Source organism: Pedobacter caeni (genome assembly GCF_900129215.1).
GTDB lineage: Bacteria > Bacteroidota > Bacteroidia > Sphingobacteriales > Sphingobacteriaceae > Pedobacter > Pedobacter caeni.
On the sequence record NZ_FQUQ01000002.1, the window covers coordinates 651,449 to 667,142 of the forward strand.

General features: G+C 41.4%; 15 protein-coding genes. 11 read left to right on the top strand and 4 right to left on the bottom strand.

What is annotated here, in order from left to right; genetic code table 11:
* Positions 1-13 precede the first annotated feature (13 nt).
* Entirely contained in the window at positions 14-3,160 is a 3,147-nt protein-coding gene (locus BUC20_RS10170; RefSeq protein ID WP_073230541.1) for a GH92 family glycosyl hydrolase, read from the top strand.
* Here BUC20_RS10170 and BUC20_RS10175 read toward each other — a convergent pair.
* Positions 3,117-4,022: a LysR family transcriptional regulator gene (locus BUC20_RS10175; RefSeq protein WP_073230542.1), complete on the bottom strand. Its 906-nt coding sequence runs from the start codon at positions 4,020-4,022 to the stop codon at positions 3,117-3,119. The two genes, BUC20_RS10170 and BUC20_RS10175, sit on opposite strands and share 44 nt — an antisense overlap.
* A 95-nt stretch (positions 4,023-4,117) precedes the next feature.
* Here BUC20_RS10175 and BUC20_RS10180 point away from each other — a divergent pair, with 95 nt between their 5' ends.
* Together BUC20_RS10180 and BUC20_RS10185 are read left to right on the top strand one after the other, a co-directional pair.
* A complete protein-coding gene (locus BUC20_RS10180; RefSeq protein WP_073231765.1) occupies positions 4,118-5,074 on the top strand; it encodes an alpha/beta hydrolase in 957 nt (318 codons plus the stop codon).
* Complete coding sequence (locus BUC20_RS10185) at positions 5,071-6,207, top strand: MFS transporter (RefSeq protein WP_073230544.1); 1,137 nt, start codon at positions 5,071-5,073, stop codon at positions 6,205-6,207. The genes BUC20_RS10180 and BUC20_RS10185 overlap by 4 nt, the downstream gene beginning before the upstream one ends.
* 81 nt (positions 6,208-6,288) lie before the next feature.
* Here the strand turns inward: BUC20_RS10185 and BUC20_RS10190 are convergent, their stop codons facing one another.
* Positions 6,289-6,747: a MaoC family dehydratase gene (locus BUC20_RS10190; protein WP_073230545.1), complete on the bottom strand. Its 459-nt coding sequence runs from the start codon at positions 6,745-6,747 to the stop codon at positions 6,289-6,291.
* A gap of 237 nt (positions 6,748-6,984) precedes the next feature.
* The gene (locus BUC20_RS10195; RefSeq protein WP_073230547.1) at positions 6,985-8,799 is read right to left on the bottom strand and encodes a M1 aminopeptidase family protein; all 1,815 of its coding nucleotides are present in this window, start codon (positions 8,797-8,799) and stop codon (positions 6,985-6,987) included.
* Positions 8,800-8,905: 106 nt separating this feature from the next.
* On the opposite strand from BUC20_RS10195, the gene BUC20_RS10200 reads away from it, so the two are divergent.
* Entirely contained in the window at positions 8,906-9,340 is a 435-nt protein-coding gene (locus tag BUC20_RS10200; protein WP_073230549.1) for a DUF3592 domain-containing protein, read from the top strand.
* A gap of 70 nt (positions 9,341-9,410) precedes the next feature.
* Here the strand turns inward: BUC20_RS10200 and BUC20_RS10205 are convergent, their stop codons facing one another.
* Positions 9,411-9,812 (bottom strand): RidA family protein, encoded by a 402-nt coding sequence (locus tag BUC20_RS10205; RefSeq protein WP_073230551.1) that lies wholly within the window; start codon positions 9,810-9,812, stop codon positions 9,411-9,413.
* 209 nt (positions 9,813-10,021) lie between these two features.
* On the opposite strand from BUC20_RS10205, the gene BUC20_RS10210 reads away from it, so the two are divergent.
* The 7 genes from BUC20_RS10210 to BUC20_RS10240 all read left to right on the top strand — a co-directional run bounded on the left by BUC20_RS10210 (position 10,022) and on the right by BUC20_RS10240 (position 15,652).
* Entirely contained in the window at positions 10,022-10,381 is a 360-nt protein-coding gene (locus tag BUC20_RS10210) for a DUF4180 domain-containing protein (RefSeq protein WP_073230553.1), read from the top strand.
* Positions 10,382-10,465: 84 nt separating this feature from the next.
* Positions 10,466-11,053, top strand: a complete 588-nt coding sequence (locus tag BUC20_RS10215) for a Crp/Fnr family transcriptional regulator (RefSeq protein WP_073230554.1) — start codon at positions 10,466-10,468, stop codon at positions 11,051-11,053.
* Positions 11,054-11,147: 94 nt separating this feature from the next.
* Complete coding sequence (locus tag BUC20_RS10220; RefSeq protein WP_073230556.1) at positions 11,148-12,038, top strand: SDR family oxidoreductase; 891 nt, start codon at positions 11,148-11,150, stop codon at positions 12,036-12,038.
* 190 nt (positions 12,039-12,228) lie between these two features.
* Positions 12,229-13,926 carry a S41 family peptidase gene (locus tag BUC20_RS10225; protein ID WP_073230558.1) on the top strand — a complete coding sequence of 566 codons (1,698 nt, stop codon included), beginning with the start codon at positions 12,229-12,231 and terminating at the stop codon, positions 13,924-13,926.
* A gap of 145 nt (positions 13,927-14,071) precedes the next feature.
* Positions 14,072-14,377, top strand: coding sequence for an NIPSNAP family protein (locus BUC20_RS10230; protein ID WP_073230560.1), 306 nt, complete (start codon positions 14,072-14,074; stop codon positions 14,375-14,377).
* A 27-nt stretch (positions 14,378-14,404) separates the two neighbouring features.
* Positions 14,405-14,944, top strand: coding sequence for a Crp/Fnr family transcriptional regulator (locus BUC20_RS10235; protein ID WP_073230561.1), 540 nt, complete (start codon positions 14,405-14,407; stop codon positions 14,942-14,944).
* A 144-nt stretch (positions 14,945-15,088) separates the two neighbouring features.
* The gene (locus BUC20_RS10240; protein WP_073230563.1) at positions 15,089-15,652 is read left to right on the top strand and encodes a DinB family protein; all 564 of its coding nucleotides are present in this window, start codon (positions 15,089-15,091) and stop codon (positions 15,650-15,652) included.
* The last annotated feature ends 42 nt before the right edge of the window (positions 15,653-15,694 follow it).

The window sequence follows — 15,694 nt, forward strand, 5'->3', positions numbered from 1 at the left end:
AGCGCTGTAAATCATGGTAAAGAAAAGAGCGATACTGGCATTTGTCTGTTGTTGGATCACAAGCTTGGTTTGTGCGCAGCAAAAAATTGTGTGGGAAATAGGAAAGGCCGATCATACCAGTGCCGGTATGGCGTTGGCACCCTCAGATTACGCCCATTTTTTAGCAGCGGATTTTGGATGGGAAGACCGCTTTTTCCTGATCGGCTATTCGGATGCCGGGAAGGATTGGCCTTACGCCATGCCAGGACCTGTGGATGAATGGGGTGGCACGGGCAATACCTCAGGTATCCGGTCGCAGGTTTTAAATATTCTGTTTGATCTGGACAAAGTGTCCGGAAAGAACAAAGGTGCCCTGGTGATAGATCTGTTGGATTATAATGGCAGTTTACCTCCGCTGGTTAAGGTAGTGCTGAATGGAATACCCAAAACCATCCAGTTGCCGGCAAGGCCTCATAAAGATGGGGCATTGAAAGGAAACTTCGCAGCTGCCAAACCATATAAATTAACCATTCCTGTAGAGAACCTGAGGACCGGAGGAAACGAATTCCAGCTGGCTTCATTGTCCGGTTCCTGGCTCATCTTTGATCAGGTAAGATTGGAAGGGGATAAAAGCCTTAAAGTTCTGAAACCAGGCGAAATTTATATTCGTCAGGTAAAGGCTGCAAACTATACGATAAAGAAAGATGGAAAGGATTTTCAACCCTTGCTGCTTGATGTCTCACATTTAAAGGGAAAACCTGAGGTTAGGGTAAAACTTGACCAGAAACTGATTTTTTCTGAGCAACTGGATACCTCAAGGTACGAGTTTGAAGTTCCTATGCCAGCAGTTACCAAAGCCATAACGAGCAGCTATGAAATCTTTGTAAACGGACATGCTGTGAGGAAAGGAACGGTAAAACGTGCGCCATGGAAAGCCTCAGGGCCTGCAGATTATGTGGATACGAACCTGGGATCGGCACATTCCAGATGGATGATTGCACCGGGACCATGGATGCCTTTTGGAATGGTGAAATTAAGTCCGGATAACCAGAATTCGGGTTGGTCGGCTGGTTATGATCCTATTTTCGAAAGCATTGGCACATTCAGCCATATTCATGAATGGACGATGGCAGGTTTGGGCATGATGCCTACCAGCGGACCCTTGCAGATCAAAATGGGTGATCAGAACAATACCAGTGGCGGATATCGTTCCAGGATTGATAAGCGTACAGAAGAAACCTCTCTGGGGGCTTATAAAGTAATGCTGGAAGATTACCATATTAAAGCTGAGCTTACTGCCACCACAAGGGCCAGTTTCCAGCGTTATACTTACCCTAAAACCGCAAATTCAAGGGTGATGATCGATTTAATGATCCCTGCTGAATATAACTATAACCTGAAAGAGGTTACGCTTAAAAAAGTGAGCGACTACCGTATAGAAGGATCGAGTAAGCAATTTACAAAAGATGCCTGGTCTGGAGGAGTAGATCAGGATTATACCATTCATTTTGTGATGGAATTTGACCGTCCGGTTAAAAAGTTTGGGACCTGGACAAATGGACGTGTTGTAGAAAAGGACATCATCGGGGAGAAGGATTTAAAAGATGCGGGTGCTTTCGTTGAATTTGATACGAGGGAAAACCAGGTTGTACAGGCAAGAACGGGCATCTCTTTGGTTAGTGTAGAAAATGCGGCGATGAATTTAAAGGAAGAAATCAGCAATCCTTTTGGATGGAGTTTTACAAAAGTTGTAGCCGCCCAGAAAGGAACCTGGAACAACTGGTTTGGCCGCCTGGAAATCAGCAGCAATGACCGGAGGGAAAAAATGCGTTTCTATAGCAATATGTTCAGGGCTTTGGCAAGCCGAAATACCTGGAGTGACGTGGATGGAAGCTGGGTGGATGCTTCAAAGAAAATCCGGAAATTTAAAGATCCGGAAGCAGTGGCCCTGGGTTGTGATGCCTTCTGGAATACGTTCTGGAACTTAAATCAGTTCTGGAATCTGGCAACACCGGAATGGTCTTCCAAATGGGTAAAGTCGCAATTGGCGATGTATGATGCTGATGGCTGGCTTTCTAAAGGACCTGCCGGAATGAACTATGTTCCGGTGATGGTAGCCGAACATGAAATTCCTTTAATTGTAGGTGCTTATCAAATGGGAATCCGTGATTATGATGTGCAAAAGGCTTTTGAGGCAGTGCATAAGATGCAGACTACTCCTGCTCAGAAGGTAGGGGCTGCCGGCTTTGCAGGCAACGAAGATCTGGAGCATTACCTGAAGTATAAATATGTGCCTTACGACAAGGGCCGTTTTTCCAATACACTTGAATATGCCTATGACGACTGGACGGTTGGACAGTTCGCAAAATCATTGGGTAAAGCAAAAGAATACAAGGAATTTCAGGACCGCTCCGGCTATTGGAAAAATGTGATCGATGAAACCACAGGATTTGCACGTCTGAAGAAATCTGACGGTAGCTGGTTCCCCGATTTTGACCCCTTTAAATCGGGAGCAAATGAACATTATGTGGAAGGGAATGCATGGCAGTTAACCTATTTTGTTCCTCAGGATATTCCCGGACTGATCAATAAAATCGGGAAAACGCGGTTTACAGACCGCTTGTCATGGGGATTCGGGGAAAGCAATAAACTGAGGTTTAATGCACCAGGAGATCAATACTGGGATTATCCCGTGATTCAGGGTAACCAGCAATCTATGCACTTTGCGTTCTTATTCAACTGGGCTCAAAAGCCATGGTTAACCCAAAAGTGGAGTCGTTCTATTCTGGATCGTTTTTATGGTTACGGATCTGCTAATGCCTATCTGGGGGATGAAGATCAGGGACAGATGAGTGCCTGGTTTATCATGAACGCCATTGGTCTTTTTCAAACAGACGGTGGTGCAAGTGTAAATCCTATCTATGAGATTGGAAGTCCGATTTTCCCGAAGGTGACCATCCATTTAAATGAGTTGTACGGTAGAGGGAAAAGCTTTACCATTGAAGCGGTTAATGCATCCCGGTCCAACAAATATGTACAGTCTGCCACACTGAATGGCAAACCGCTGAATTCTTTCTGGTTCCCTGCTGCTGAATTGCTAAAAGGAGGGGAGCTTAAATTGGAAATGGGAGAACGGCCTAATGAAAACTGGGGGATTGCGGAGCCAGCAGTTGCTCAATAAATGAAATCTGTTCCGTCGTTACCTTACGCTGATCATATGCCAGATAAAGGGTATTTAGTGTAGGGTTGATGCCGGTCCAGATTTCTTTTAATTCCCCTTTCTGAAGCAGCTCTTCGGCCAGGTAAGCTGCGGAGATGGTGAGCCCGGAACTTTTACTGATGCTGTGCAGGATGGTATTCATATCGGGGATAATGAACCTCGGTTTTATAGCCGGTCTTTTTTTGAAATTGTTTAACCAGAACCTCCGGATGATGGCAAGATTGGCGCTGTAGGCGAACCAGGTTTGCTGAAGCAGCCAGTCCTCAACTTTTGGCCAGTCCTCCTGATGAAGTAGTTCATCCAATTCCGAAGTATCCATCCCGGTGTTTGCCAGAACCGTAAATGATTCATTTAGGATAGGTTGATAGCTGATGTTGTTTTCTACAATCTTTTGAGTCGCAATTACAAATTCCAGATCTCCTTTTGAAAGCTTCTGGATGAGCTCTTTTGTAGAACCAAAAGATAAGATAAAATTTGCGGGAACACTTTGGATATGAGGAGCACAAAGGGTGTGGAAGAACTCCTTCACCGCTCCCAATCTTATGGTTGGGAGGATTTTATTTCTGCACATCGCCCTGAACTCGGTCTCTATGTCTTCAAGCCGTTCTATGGGTTCCACAATCTGCGTGTAAAACAATTTGCCATAATCTGTAGGGACCAATCTCGGCTTTCTTTCGAAAAGTTGTTTCCCGACATGGGCTTCCAGGGCAGAGAGGTGCTGACTCACATTGGGCTGTGAAATAAACAATATTTTGGAGGCTGCAGTAAAAGAATTTGTCTGATATACCGCCTTAAAAGTTCTGTACCATTCCAGATTTAACATGAAGCTAAGTTATAAATATATTTATGAGCAATGATAAATCATATTATTTTCTTTATAAGCTTAAAGCGGGCAGATTTGCATGTAAAATAAAGAATATGAAAAATGAATTATTGCTTTTGCCACAAGTAGAAAATGCACTGGAATTTATCCGTAATATCGATGTGAGCGGACATCAGGATGAAATGCTTGCGGGAAGAGAATTTTACAAAGCATTTATTCCGATGGCAGGTCCGGCAGAAGATATCCATCAGATTGAAGAACGACTGATCTCTTCTGCCGGACACGAGATAAAGATCCGCATTTACAGGCCATCCGATAGCCCATCACTTCCGGTAATCGTTTATTTCCATGGTGGATGGTTCATGTGGGGGGACCTGGATATTCATGACCGGCCTTTACGTTCATTGGCTAACCTGTCTGGTGCCATAGTCATATCCGTAGCCTACAGGCTGGCTCCTGAATATGCTTTTCCAAATGGATTTAACGACTGCTATTTTGCATTGAACTGGATCGCAGCGAATGCCGGTGATCTTGGAATCGATGCCCATCATATTGTCCTTGCAGGAGATAGTGCCGGAGGGGCATTGGCAGCCGCAGTTGCGCAACATTCGTTAACCGAAAAAGGACCATCCATTTTTTGCCAGGTACTGATTTACCCGGTCACTGATTCTTCTCTTGAAACGGCTTCCTGGCTGGAATTTTCGGAAGGGCCTGTCCTTACACTTGAAGGAGGGAAAATTGCCTGGGACCTGTATGCTCCTCATGCTGAAGACCGGAAAAACCCAAAAGCAGCACCGCTGTTAAGTAAGGATTTTTCTTCCTTACCGCCTACACTAATGATACTTGCTGAATATGATCCACTTCGTGATGAGGCTATGCAATATGTTCAAAAGTTACGGTTGGCAGGAGTACCTGTTAAAGAATCCCTGTATAAGGGGATGATTCATGGATTTTTCCAGATGGGGGGTATCATAGATGAGGGAAAAGCAGCGATACTCGAGGTTGCAGAATTTGTGAAACAGCAGCTGAGTGCTGAAATCGGAAAACAATGAAGAAAATAGCCATCATTGGTTGTCTGGGGATGATTGGAGTCATTACTACAGAATTTGGAATCATCGGCATCCTGCCGGAAATCGCCAGGCATTACCAGATCAGGATTGATCAGGCGGGAATTCTTTTGAGTGCTTTTGCATTGATCATCGCATTAACCGGACCGTTTATGACCTTGCTGGCTTCGGGAATAAACCGTAGAAAGATTATGCTCGTTGCGATTGCGCTCTTTGCGGTTACAGGAATCGTATCCAGTTTATCGCCTCCCTTCTGGTTACTTGTTCTGGTCAGACTGATACCTGCATTTCTGCAGCCTGTTTATATTTCCACTGCGATTGCCGCTGCAGTAGCTGGTGCTGACGAAAGCAAAGCGAACCAGTTAATGGGTATTGTGCTTGGGGGAATTGCAATAGCCATGGTAACTACCGTGCCGTTGGCAACTTATATGGCAGGTTTGTTTAGCTGGAAGACCTCATTTGTTGTTCAGGCATTGGTGAGTCTTGTTGCTTTGCTGGCTATATTCAAAGTGATGCCATCGATGCCTGTAAAAGAGAAAAAATCATTTGGAAGCCAGTTGAAAATTCTGAAATCATCAAAATTTATGGTCAGTACTGCTATGAATTTTTTTATGATTGCGGCATGGTTCTCCACTTACAGTTACTTTGCTGATTACCTTGGCAAGGTGAAACAGATGAATCCTTTGATGATCAGCTATATGATGCTTTTATTTGGTTTAACAGGGGTGATTTCCAACTGGATAGCCGGCAGGATGTTGGGTAAAAATCTGGTTCTGACTACTACTGTATTCTTGTCAGGGACATTACTGATTCCCTTTGCACTGCAATTTTCGGGTGGGAATACCATCACTACAATGATGGTGATCGGCGTTTGGGGCTTCCTGTATGCGCCTTGTTTTTTAAATGCATCCGCCTATATGATTTCGGCTGCCCCGAATGCACTGGAATTTGCGAACAGTCTGGCTACCTCTTTTGGTAATCTGGGCGTAACCATCGGCACACTTGTGAGTGGTTTTGTACTCTCCTCCTATAGCTTAACCTATATCCCCTGGGTAGGGGCTGCTTTTGGCCTGGCATCATTACTCATGATTGCCATCAGAAGCAGAATGTGGCCCTAAGTGGTCAGAAAATACAGACCGGGATTGAAATCTTCAATCCCGGTCTTTTAGGGGATTTATTTTCACAAGGGAAATTTCCCTTTATATAAAATGATACAGGAATACTACGTTACCGATGTAAGCTGGTTTTGGCTGATCTTTAATGTTCAGTGTGGCTTCAATAGTGACTTTAGTAACTCCTCTTAAATCTGCGATTGAAATCAGTTTGGCCTTTAGCTGAACCTCACTGTTGACCACCACAGCCTGTCCAAATCTAAAGCTCTCTATGCCGTAGTTGATTTCCATTTTAATGTTGCGGACATCTGCAATCTGCTTCCAGAGGTAGGGAATTAATGATATCGTGAGATAACCATGCGCTATGGTTGCTTTGAAAGGGCCTTCGTTTTTAGCCTTCTCCTCGTCTAAATGTATCCATTGGTGATCCAAAGTGGCATCAGCAAATTTATTAATCTGTTCCTGATCAATTTTATGCCAGTTGGAAACACCTAATTCTTTACCTAAATGGGATTTATACTCTTCGAAATTATTGATTATTAACATATACGTATGTTTATGGGTTGGGCGCTGTTTTTTACTGTTCCGGCTGATATCAAACTTTTATTGAGCAGATGATCAGGATTACTCTCCTGCGCTTAATGCATCAATTGTGCCAATTTAACAATATAATGGTTCTAATAATAATTTTCTGTACAACAATGGTTTTTTCCTGCTTGTATTTTCAATTTCAGGAAAAACACCGGATAAGTTGCCAGGAACGGCAGCTTATTTCGCTCATCTCTATTTTACAATAAACAACAACTTGTGGTCAGGATCTGCAATGTAACTGTCAATTTCGCCTTCAGTTACCTTTAACGTTTGTTCTTTGCTATCCATATTCAGGACCTTGTTCAAAGATGTTCCATCTTTGAGTTTGAGCCTGATCTCTATTGGAAAGATAAAAAGAGCTCCTTCCTGACGGATGTTAAGCTGATTTGGGGATTGCTGAATGTTTAATGATGGAATCTCCCTGCTCTTCAACCAGGAAAGCAGAAAAGGCTCCATATTCTTGTCCGCAACACGGCTGATTTCATGTATAAACGACCGGATAGACTGATCTCCGGATTTGATAAAGTTTTTCATCACTGTGGAGAGTTTCTTTTTCCCCAATTGATGCTCCAGCATATAGAACAACCAGGAGCCCTTACTGTAAGAAACACCACTATTGCTATAATCGTCCCATAACGAGCTGTTGCCATCAAATTCGCCCTTGATGTAATTCCTCTTTTGAGAAGCAAAGAACCTGCTGATGATCGTATCGCCATAGACGGAAGCCAATAATAAGGATTCGGCATAAGTTGCCCAGCCTTCCATTAAAAAATTGGTAGCCGCACCTGTGGGACTTGTCCAGCCATGAGCAATTTCATGTCCAAATGTGGCCCTGGGATTGGGCTTGTCAAAAATTAAAGTACTGCCTTTTTCCCCTGCAACCACAATGTTGTTGCTTCTGTTCAGCCATCCATTTCCATTTGATCTATCCTGCACGATGCCAAAATAATTGCTCAATGGTTTTCCAAAATGCTTTTGCAGGGTATCGTAATTTTTAGCGAATTCTGAATACAATACCTCTTTTGCAGGGAGAAAATCTTTTGTAGCATACAGCACAAAATCAATTTGGTCTTTCTTAAATGTATTGACCTCCCATTCTTTATCGTAGTAAAATGATAAACCGAAAGTTGGAAGCTCAGATTTGGCTACAATTATTCTTGAATCACCAGCAACAGATTCTTTTTGCGGTAAACCTGTGGAGAGGTAATATGCTTTTGGAATACTGCAATGCAGGCTGAAATCGGCCCTGTCGTTCGGACTGGAAAAACTGAAAAACGGATGCCAGAAATATTGATTCCGCAGGTGGCCAAATGTATCTCCAAAATAACCCGAATTTGCGTCCTTTTCATCTTTCTCCACCTCAATTGTATAGTCGATGATGAGTTTTTGATTGTTTTTGCGCTTTGCATTAACCCATAGTAAGCCTCCGCCAAATGTGAAATCTATTTTAGAACCGTTGAGGGACAAAGCCGTTAACCGGGCGCGGTGGTTTAGTTTTGTCGCAAAACCAAGGAAATCATGAACATCGAGGGTAAGGGTGTCGCTGACCTTTATCCCCTTTCCAGGAAGAATATCGACTTTAAGACCATGCTTTTTTATTTGATTGCTACGGTCAACATTGATTGGGGTTTTTAATTTCCAGTCGCTGGCTACCAGCTCAAATTTGTAGATGCCTGTATAGTTGCCTGAATAATTGGTTTCGTCACCGGAGTTGCCATACAATACAAGGCCGCTTAGCAAAACAAAGGCGCTATCTTTATTGATGCGAATGATTTTAGATTTCCCCGCTACCCTTCGAAACTCTTTAGTCGCCACTGAGGCATAAAATTCCTGAAGACTTTGGAGGGGGACAATGTGATTGAAATTTTCAATATTGTCTTTTTGAAAAGCACTGTCTATTTGAGCAATTCTTTGCTCAAGACTTTTGTTTTCTGTTTTGTGCTGAGCGAAACAATGACTTGTCAGGGTCAGAAAGATAGGAAGTAATAGTAGCGCGTTTAGGTTCATGAATAAAAGACACAAGAGCTTTAGAAAAGTTGCATCATTGGTTTTCAAAGCTCAGTGATTCATATTTTATTGCCAACTTTGTGATCGTAAAATGTAAATCTGCATAATGAAATCATCAGCAAAGAAAATAGCCAGCCTCGTTTTTATCGTTTTAGGGATATTACTCCTTGCAGGCAATCTGATTTTAAGCTTGAATACTCAAAAATTTATCAGAGCAGCTGAAGTTGCCAAAGGAATAGTCATTGATACTAAATATGGAAAGTTTCATCCGGAAATTAAATTTACTGCAGCAAATCATGAGGTGGTAAGCTTTAGACAAGGCGGGTTAAATAAAGGCTATAATTTAGATGAGGAGGTAGAAGTGCTGTATGGTTCCGGGCAGATCAAAGATTCCAGAGTCAACGATTTTTGGGCTTTGTGGGGAATGCATATCATATTCCTGGTAATAGGTCTGGTATTTCTGGTGTCGGGAGGGATTAAGTTTCGGTATCCGGATTCGAAATGGCTGTATTTTAATTTCGAAAATCAGAAAGACAGATAGAACAAAAAGCATTGTACCGGATGAATTCCCTTGTTGAAGGTAAAGCAACAAGGGAATCAGGAATACACCACTATTTTGCTGCCCAGATTTCAATCTCTATCTGGATTTCCGGCAGGCCCAGAGCAGAAAGATAACCAACGGTCATAGCAGGATAGGCTGTCCCAAAGAACTCGTTCCAAAGTACATAAAAGTGATCCCAATCGATTTTTGGTATGGACCAGATATTCACCTTGATGACATCGTCTGATTGTAAGCCCTGACTCTCTAAAACATGTTTAATATTCTGAAAGGTATTGGATACCTGTTGATTAAAATCTTCAGGAATATTTCCGTTTGAATCTGTTCCTATTTGACCGGAGAAAGTATATATGTCTGCATTTCCTGATATTTTGGTTACATGTGAATAATTACCTACCGGGGCAGCTAATGTCTTTGGATTAATCCTTGTTACTGTTTTTTGTTTTATTTCCATAACTATATTCAATTAAGAATCTAAATTTAGAGTTTTTGTGTTATTCATGTAGCTTTAGTAATTAATTTTGACATTTAATTAACTTAATTGTTTGGTTTATTGTTGGATATTTGGGGCTATTTCCTGAAAATTGAAATGTGTTTAAGGTTAATGCTGTTTTTTAAAATCCTAACGCACAATTATTAAGGAGTAATTATATTGCTGAAATTATGAACATTGTAACACACGAACAAGGAGGAATTAAGATTGCTGAAGTCATTTCTGATCAGGTCTTAATAGGTAATGTAGAAGACGGACAGCAATTAATGGGTGATCTGTACTACCAAGGTTATGATAAAATCATCATTCATGAAACAAACCTCACGCCTGATTTTTTTGATTTGAAGACCCGTATTGCAGGAGAAATTCTTCAGAAATTCTCTAACTACAGGATACAACTGGTCATCATTGGGGAATTCAGTAAATATCCTGGAAAAAGTATCAGGGACTTTATTTATGAAAGCAATAATGGCAAAACCGTTAATTTCCTGTCAACAGTTGCGGAAGCAACAGACCGCCTTTTCCGTTAATGATCACGGAAAAGCGGCTTTTTTAAATTCAGAGAAGAATTTATCTTTGAGTTTTCCATAAAAAACGCGTTAAGTTAATTGCAGATGTTCGAAGTTCTTGTTGCTCATATTCTCGAAAAGGTTGCTCTGACAGAGGAAGAACAGACCGTACTCAAATCCTTTTTCACCCCAAAAAAACTTCGGAAAAGACAGTACCTGGTTCAGGAAGCTGACATTTGCAAACACCTGTCATTTGTCACAAAAGGTTTGCTCCGATCTTATCATGTTGATGAAAAGGGGGAGGAACACATCAGTATGTTTTCATTGGAAGGCTGGTGGGCTTCAGATATGTATAGTTTCTTTTCAGGCGAAAAGGCTTCATTTAATATTGATGCTATTGAAGAGACTGAAATTCTGATGATCAGCCTGGAAGGTTTTGAAGAAATGACATTGCGCATTCCTGTAATGGACCGTTATTTCCGCATCCTTTTTCAGAATAGCCTGGTGACTAAGGAGAGAAGGTTAGTAAGTGCCATCACCCACACTGCGGAGGAAAAATATATCCGGCTCGCTGAATGTAATCCGACTTTGATCCAAAGAGTCCCTCAAAATTTAATCGCCTCTTACATTGGTCTTGCTCCGGAAACTTTAAGCCGGATTAAGAAGAATATTTCTTCCCGTAAATCATCCTGATTGACGTAGATCAAGTTTATTTCTTGTCCGGGGTCAACGCTAAGTTTTGACAAAGGAGATAGCTTTGTATCCTGATTATTTTATACAAAATTCTATGTCCAATACCACACACCCAAAAATACTTGTTACCGGAGCAACGGGACAGGTTGGCAGTAAAACGATCGATTTTCTTTTGTTAAATAAAGAAGTTGAAATTGTAGCCGCAGTACGTAGTCCTGAAAAAGCAGCCCCATTTACCGCCAGGGGAATCGCAACCGTTATCCTTGATTTTGATGATGAACAAACACATTTGTCCGCTTTGAAAGGTATTGACCGTATTTTAATGGTGACCGGTTATACTGTTGATATGTTACGTCAGAGTAAGGCCTTACTGGATAATGCCAGGAAAGCCGGGCTGAAACATGTGGTTCATCTTGGGGCCTGCGGTCGCGATGATACTACGGTTGCCCATTGGGCCTGGCATCAATTGATCGAACGTTACATTGAGTGGTCGGGATTCTCTTATACTCATTTGCGTCCTGAAGCTTTTATGCAAAACGTATTGAGTTATGGCGGTAAAAAAGCGATAGAAAATGGGGTAATTCAGGCGTATGTTAAGGATGCCCGTCTGAGCTGGGTGGATGTGGATGATGTTGCTCAGGTTGCTGCCATTGCATTGGCTAATCCTGAATTGCATGGCGGTAAGACCTACAGGCTGGGTTATGATGCCGTCACGTTTGAGGAACTTGCGGCATTGATGACTGCTGTAATTGGGAAACCTTTCTATTATGAAGCTCTTGCTCCTGAGGTCTTTCTGCAATCTATGGTAGATGCGGGCGCGGAAATGACCTATATGAATTGTGTATATGACCATTGGAAACGTTATGCAGCTGGTACGATTCCCGGTGCGGATGATACCTTTGATAACTTTCCGGAGATCACCGGGAAACAGCCGGTAAAATGGGCGGATTTTATAGAGAAACATAAGGACGTATTAGACTATTAACTGATAAAACTGTTTCTATTTGAATCTGTTATGATATTTTTTTGCCATGAAAATCCGTAATTTACCTCCATAGCCGGGTTCAATAAGTATCCTTGAACAGTATTAAAAACATGGAGACCGAGGGGATTCTGCAACAATCAAAAAATAATGCTGTCTAGTGATTAGTATATTACACTATTTACTGATTGCCATGAGAATTATTATTACAATCATTTGCTTTTTCGTTTATGGCTTTTTCAGCTTAATCTCTCTAAACTTAAAGGCACAACATAAAAATCAAACTGCAGCACTAAACGTTCTTTGTAAAAGCTGGGGCTTGTTGAAATACTACCATCCGGGGATTGCGACGGGAAAACAGAATTGGGATTCGGTCCTCGTTTCTTCCATTGATCAGGTCTTAAGATCCAGGACAAATGATCCGTTGAATATGGAAGTGCAAAAAATGTTAAGTATTGCAGGAAAAAACAATGAACCGGAATATTTCCCGAAAGCTCAGGAGGCCATGAACCTACGCAATCTGGACCATAACTGGATCTGGCAGAATAAAGGTTTGAACAGACTACACAAAGAGGCGTTAACCTTCATTTCAAAACATCCCTATCAGGGATTAAATCATTATGCACAACCAAACCCTGATAATGACAGTACGGTATATACACCAAATGAAAAACCTTATGCCGAAATGAAGTTTCCGGATGTCAGTTACAGACTGTTGGGACTGTTCAGGTTCTGGAATGTTATCCAATACTTTTATCCCTATAAGTACGCAGTAGGGAAGCCCTGGAATGAGGTTTTAAACGAGCTGATTCCAGAAATGATCAGTGCAAAGGATACTCTTTCTTATCATAAGACACTTGCGAAAATGGCTGCTTCGATCAATGATTCGCATGGTGGTTTATGGCCACAGGTATTTGATACTTTCACTGGAAAATATAGTCCTGCATTTGATTTTCGCATCATTGATCATGTAGCCGTTGTGACAAGAACTGATGCTGCCGGTCAGCCATCACAGATCAGACCGGGCAGTGTTATTGAAGCTATAGATGGCAGCTCATTAAAGAAGAGAATTGAAGACTATTGGGCTTATGTTCCGGCATCAAATAGCGGAGGAAAGCTTAAAAGTATGCACTACTTTGTGTTAAACAGTAAAAAGAAGACGGCCTTACTTTCCGGATATCAACCCGATGGGAGTAGATTCAATGTGGAGGTCAATCTGAAAAAACGGGAAATCTTAAAAGATTACAAAGATTTTTTTGAAATGGAGAGCCCCGTAAAATACAAAATGTTATCCGACAACATTGGATATGTGTTTTTTAGCAATATCAATAGAAACAATCTGGACAGCATTATGTCACCTTTAAAACATACTAAAGCGATTATTTTTGACATGAGAAATTACCCTGTAAATGGTGCAGGGACTTACCTCGTGCCGCAATATCTGCTGAAAGAACCAAAAATATACAGCATGCTTACCCGTCCTGATTTCAGTTTACCCGGGACGTTTAAATATGAGGTCGCCAATAAAGGAACAACTTATTCACAAGTGGGTAAATTGAATCCTGAACCTTATAAAGGAAAGATCGTCCTATTGGTAGACAGCAGAACGCAAAGCGCAGCTGAATGGGCCTGTATGACCTTAAAAACTGCGGCTAATGTAACCGTAATCGGAAACCAGACTGCCGGAGCAGATGGCAATGTAACGCGGACCATTCTTCCTGGTGGTTATCGGGTTAACTTTTCCGGTTTGGGGATCTATTATCCGGATGGATCAGAAACACAAAGGCTAGGCATCCATGTGGACATTCCTGTTTCCTATTCGATTTCAGATATCATTCATAACCGTGATCCTTTATTGAAAAAAGCACTGGAATTTATTGGGGGGCTTTAGCCATTGCCAATCCTATAGTTTGCAATCATACGCTGTGCCATTTAAACACGTGCTGTACTATTTAAATAAATTGTGTAAACGCGAATAACCTGATGGAGAATTTTTTGTTTTATAGCTGTACATTTAGCAAAAACTAAATGCGATTATGGTAACCTGTCATTTAAAATATATTATTGATCCTTATCAATTGGCTGCTTTTGAAGCCTATGGTAAGAAATGGATAGAATTGGTAAACCGTCTTGGTGGGATCCATCACGGTTACTTTATGCCCGGCGAAGGGGCAAATAATATTGCATTTGCCTTGTTCTCATTTCCAAGTTTAGCGGATTATGAAATCTATAGAAATCGGATGCAGACAGATCCTGAATGTCTGGAAACCTTTAGAATTGCAACAGAGAACAAATGCATCATCAGTTATGAACGTACTTTTCTACGTCCTGTATTTGAGTAAAAGCTGAGGGCAGCATCAAGATTAGCAATGACAACTGAACAAGACTTCATTTCACGATTGATCAATTCCCTGAAAACCGGTGGAGAAAAGAGGATCTGTTCAAGAGGAGAGTTATTACTTAATGAAGGAGAGGTAGAGAAGAACTTATATTATATTGAATCCGGTGCGGTAAGGATTTTTTTACTGTCGGCACATGAAGATCAGACCATTCGTTTGGGTTATGAAGGTTCAATGATCAACTCTTTATCTTCTTTTCTTAAGGGCAGTCCATCTGAGTTTTACATTGAGGCCATCAGGAAAACCACCTTAAAAGTAATTTCTAAAGAAGCGCTGTCTGCAATTGTGAATAAAGATCAGGACAGTCTGAAAGGATATCAGCTGCTGTTGGAAAATGTAATTGCACAACAAATGGAACGGGAGATCGATTTGCTGACTACTTCTCCCAAAGAACGGTTACAACGGGTACTTCAACGCAGTCCCAATCTTTTCCAGCATGTTCCCTTAAAATATATTGCTGCGTATTTAAGGATGAGTCCGGAAACGCTGAGCCGCATCCGGAATTCTTGATTTCAATCAAGGGCCAATAAATACATTCTATTCATTTTTGTATTCATAAGCAATAGGAAATGAAAGCACCATCACCTTACAGATCACATGACAAAATGGATCTAAAGATCATGATCGCTTCATAACCCGAAAAAAAACATATATATGAAAATAAAGAATGAGGAATTGATTACCGAACTTTTAGAGATCACAGGCAAGTGCAGCATTGCAGTCAGAAAAATGCGGATGCTGGATCTGAGTCAGTTAAATTATAAGAGAACTGCAGAGACATGGAGCATTTTAGAATGCATTGAACACTTAAATTTGTATGGAGATTTTTACCTTCCACTTGTAGCGCAGGAGGTTTTGTCTCATCAACCTGGCAATGTTCCAGGGGTATTCAGGACGGGGATAATTGGGAACTATTTTGTTAACCTGATCCGGGTTAAATCCGGATCCGTTAAAAAAATGTCAGCTCAAAAAGAAATGAATCCGTTACATGGAGATTTGACCATTACCACTATAGATCGTTTTCTAAAACAACAGGAGCAATTGGAATCGCTGCTTATTCAATGTCAAGCCATTAACCTGACAAAGGCCAGAACCGCAATATCATTAACCAAATGGATAAAACTAAGATTGGGTGATACCTTAAGGTTTCTCGTGTATCACATTGAAAGACATACTTTACAGGCTGAGCGCATCCCTAAATCAAGGATTGAAGTTTAGTTGCTTCAATGTCTCTCTTTAACTAATTCAAAGAGAAACACT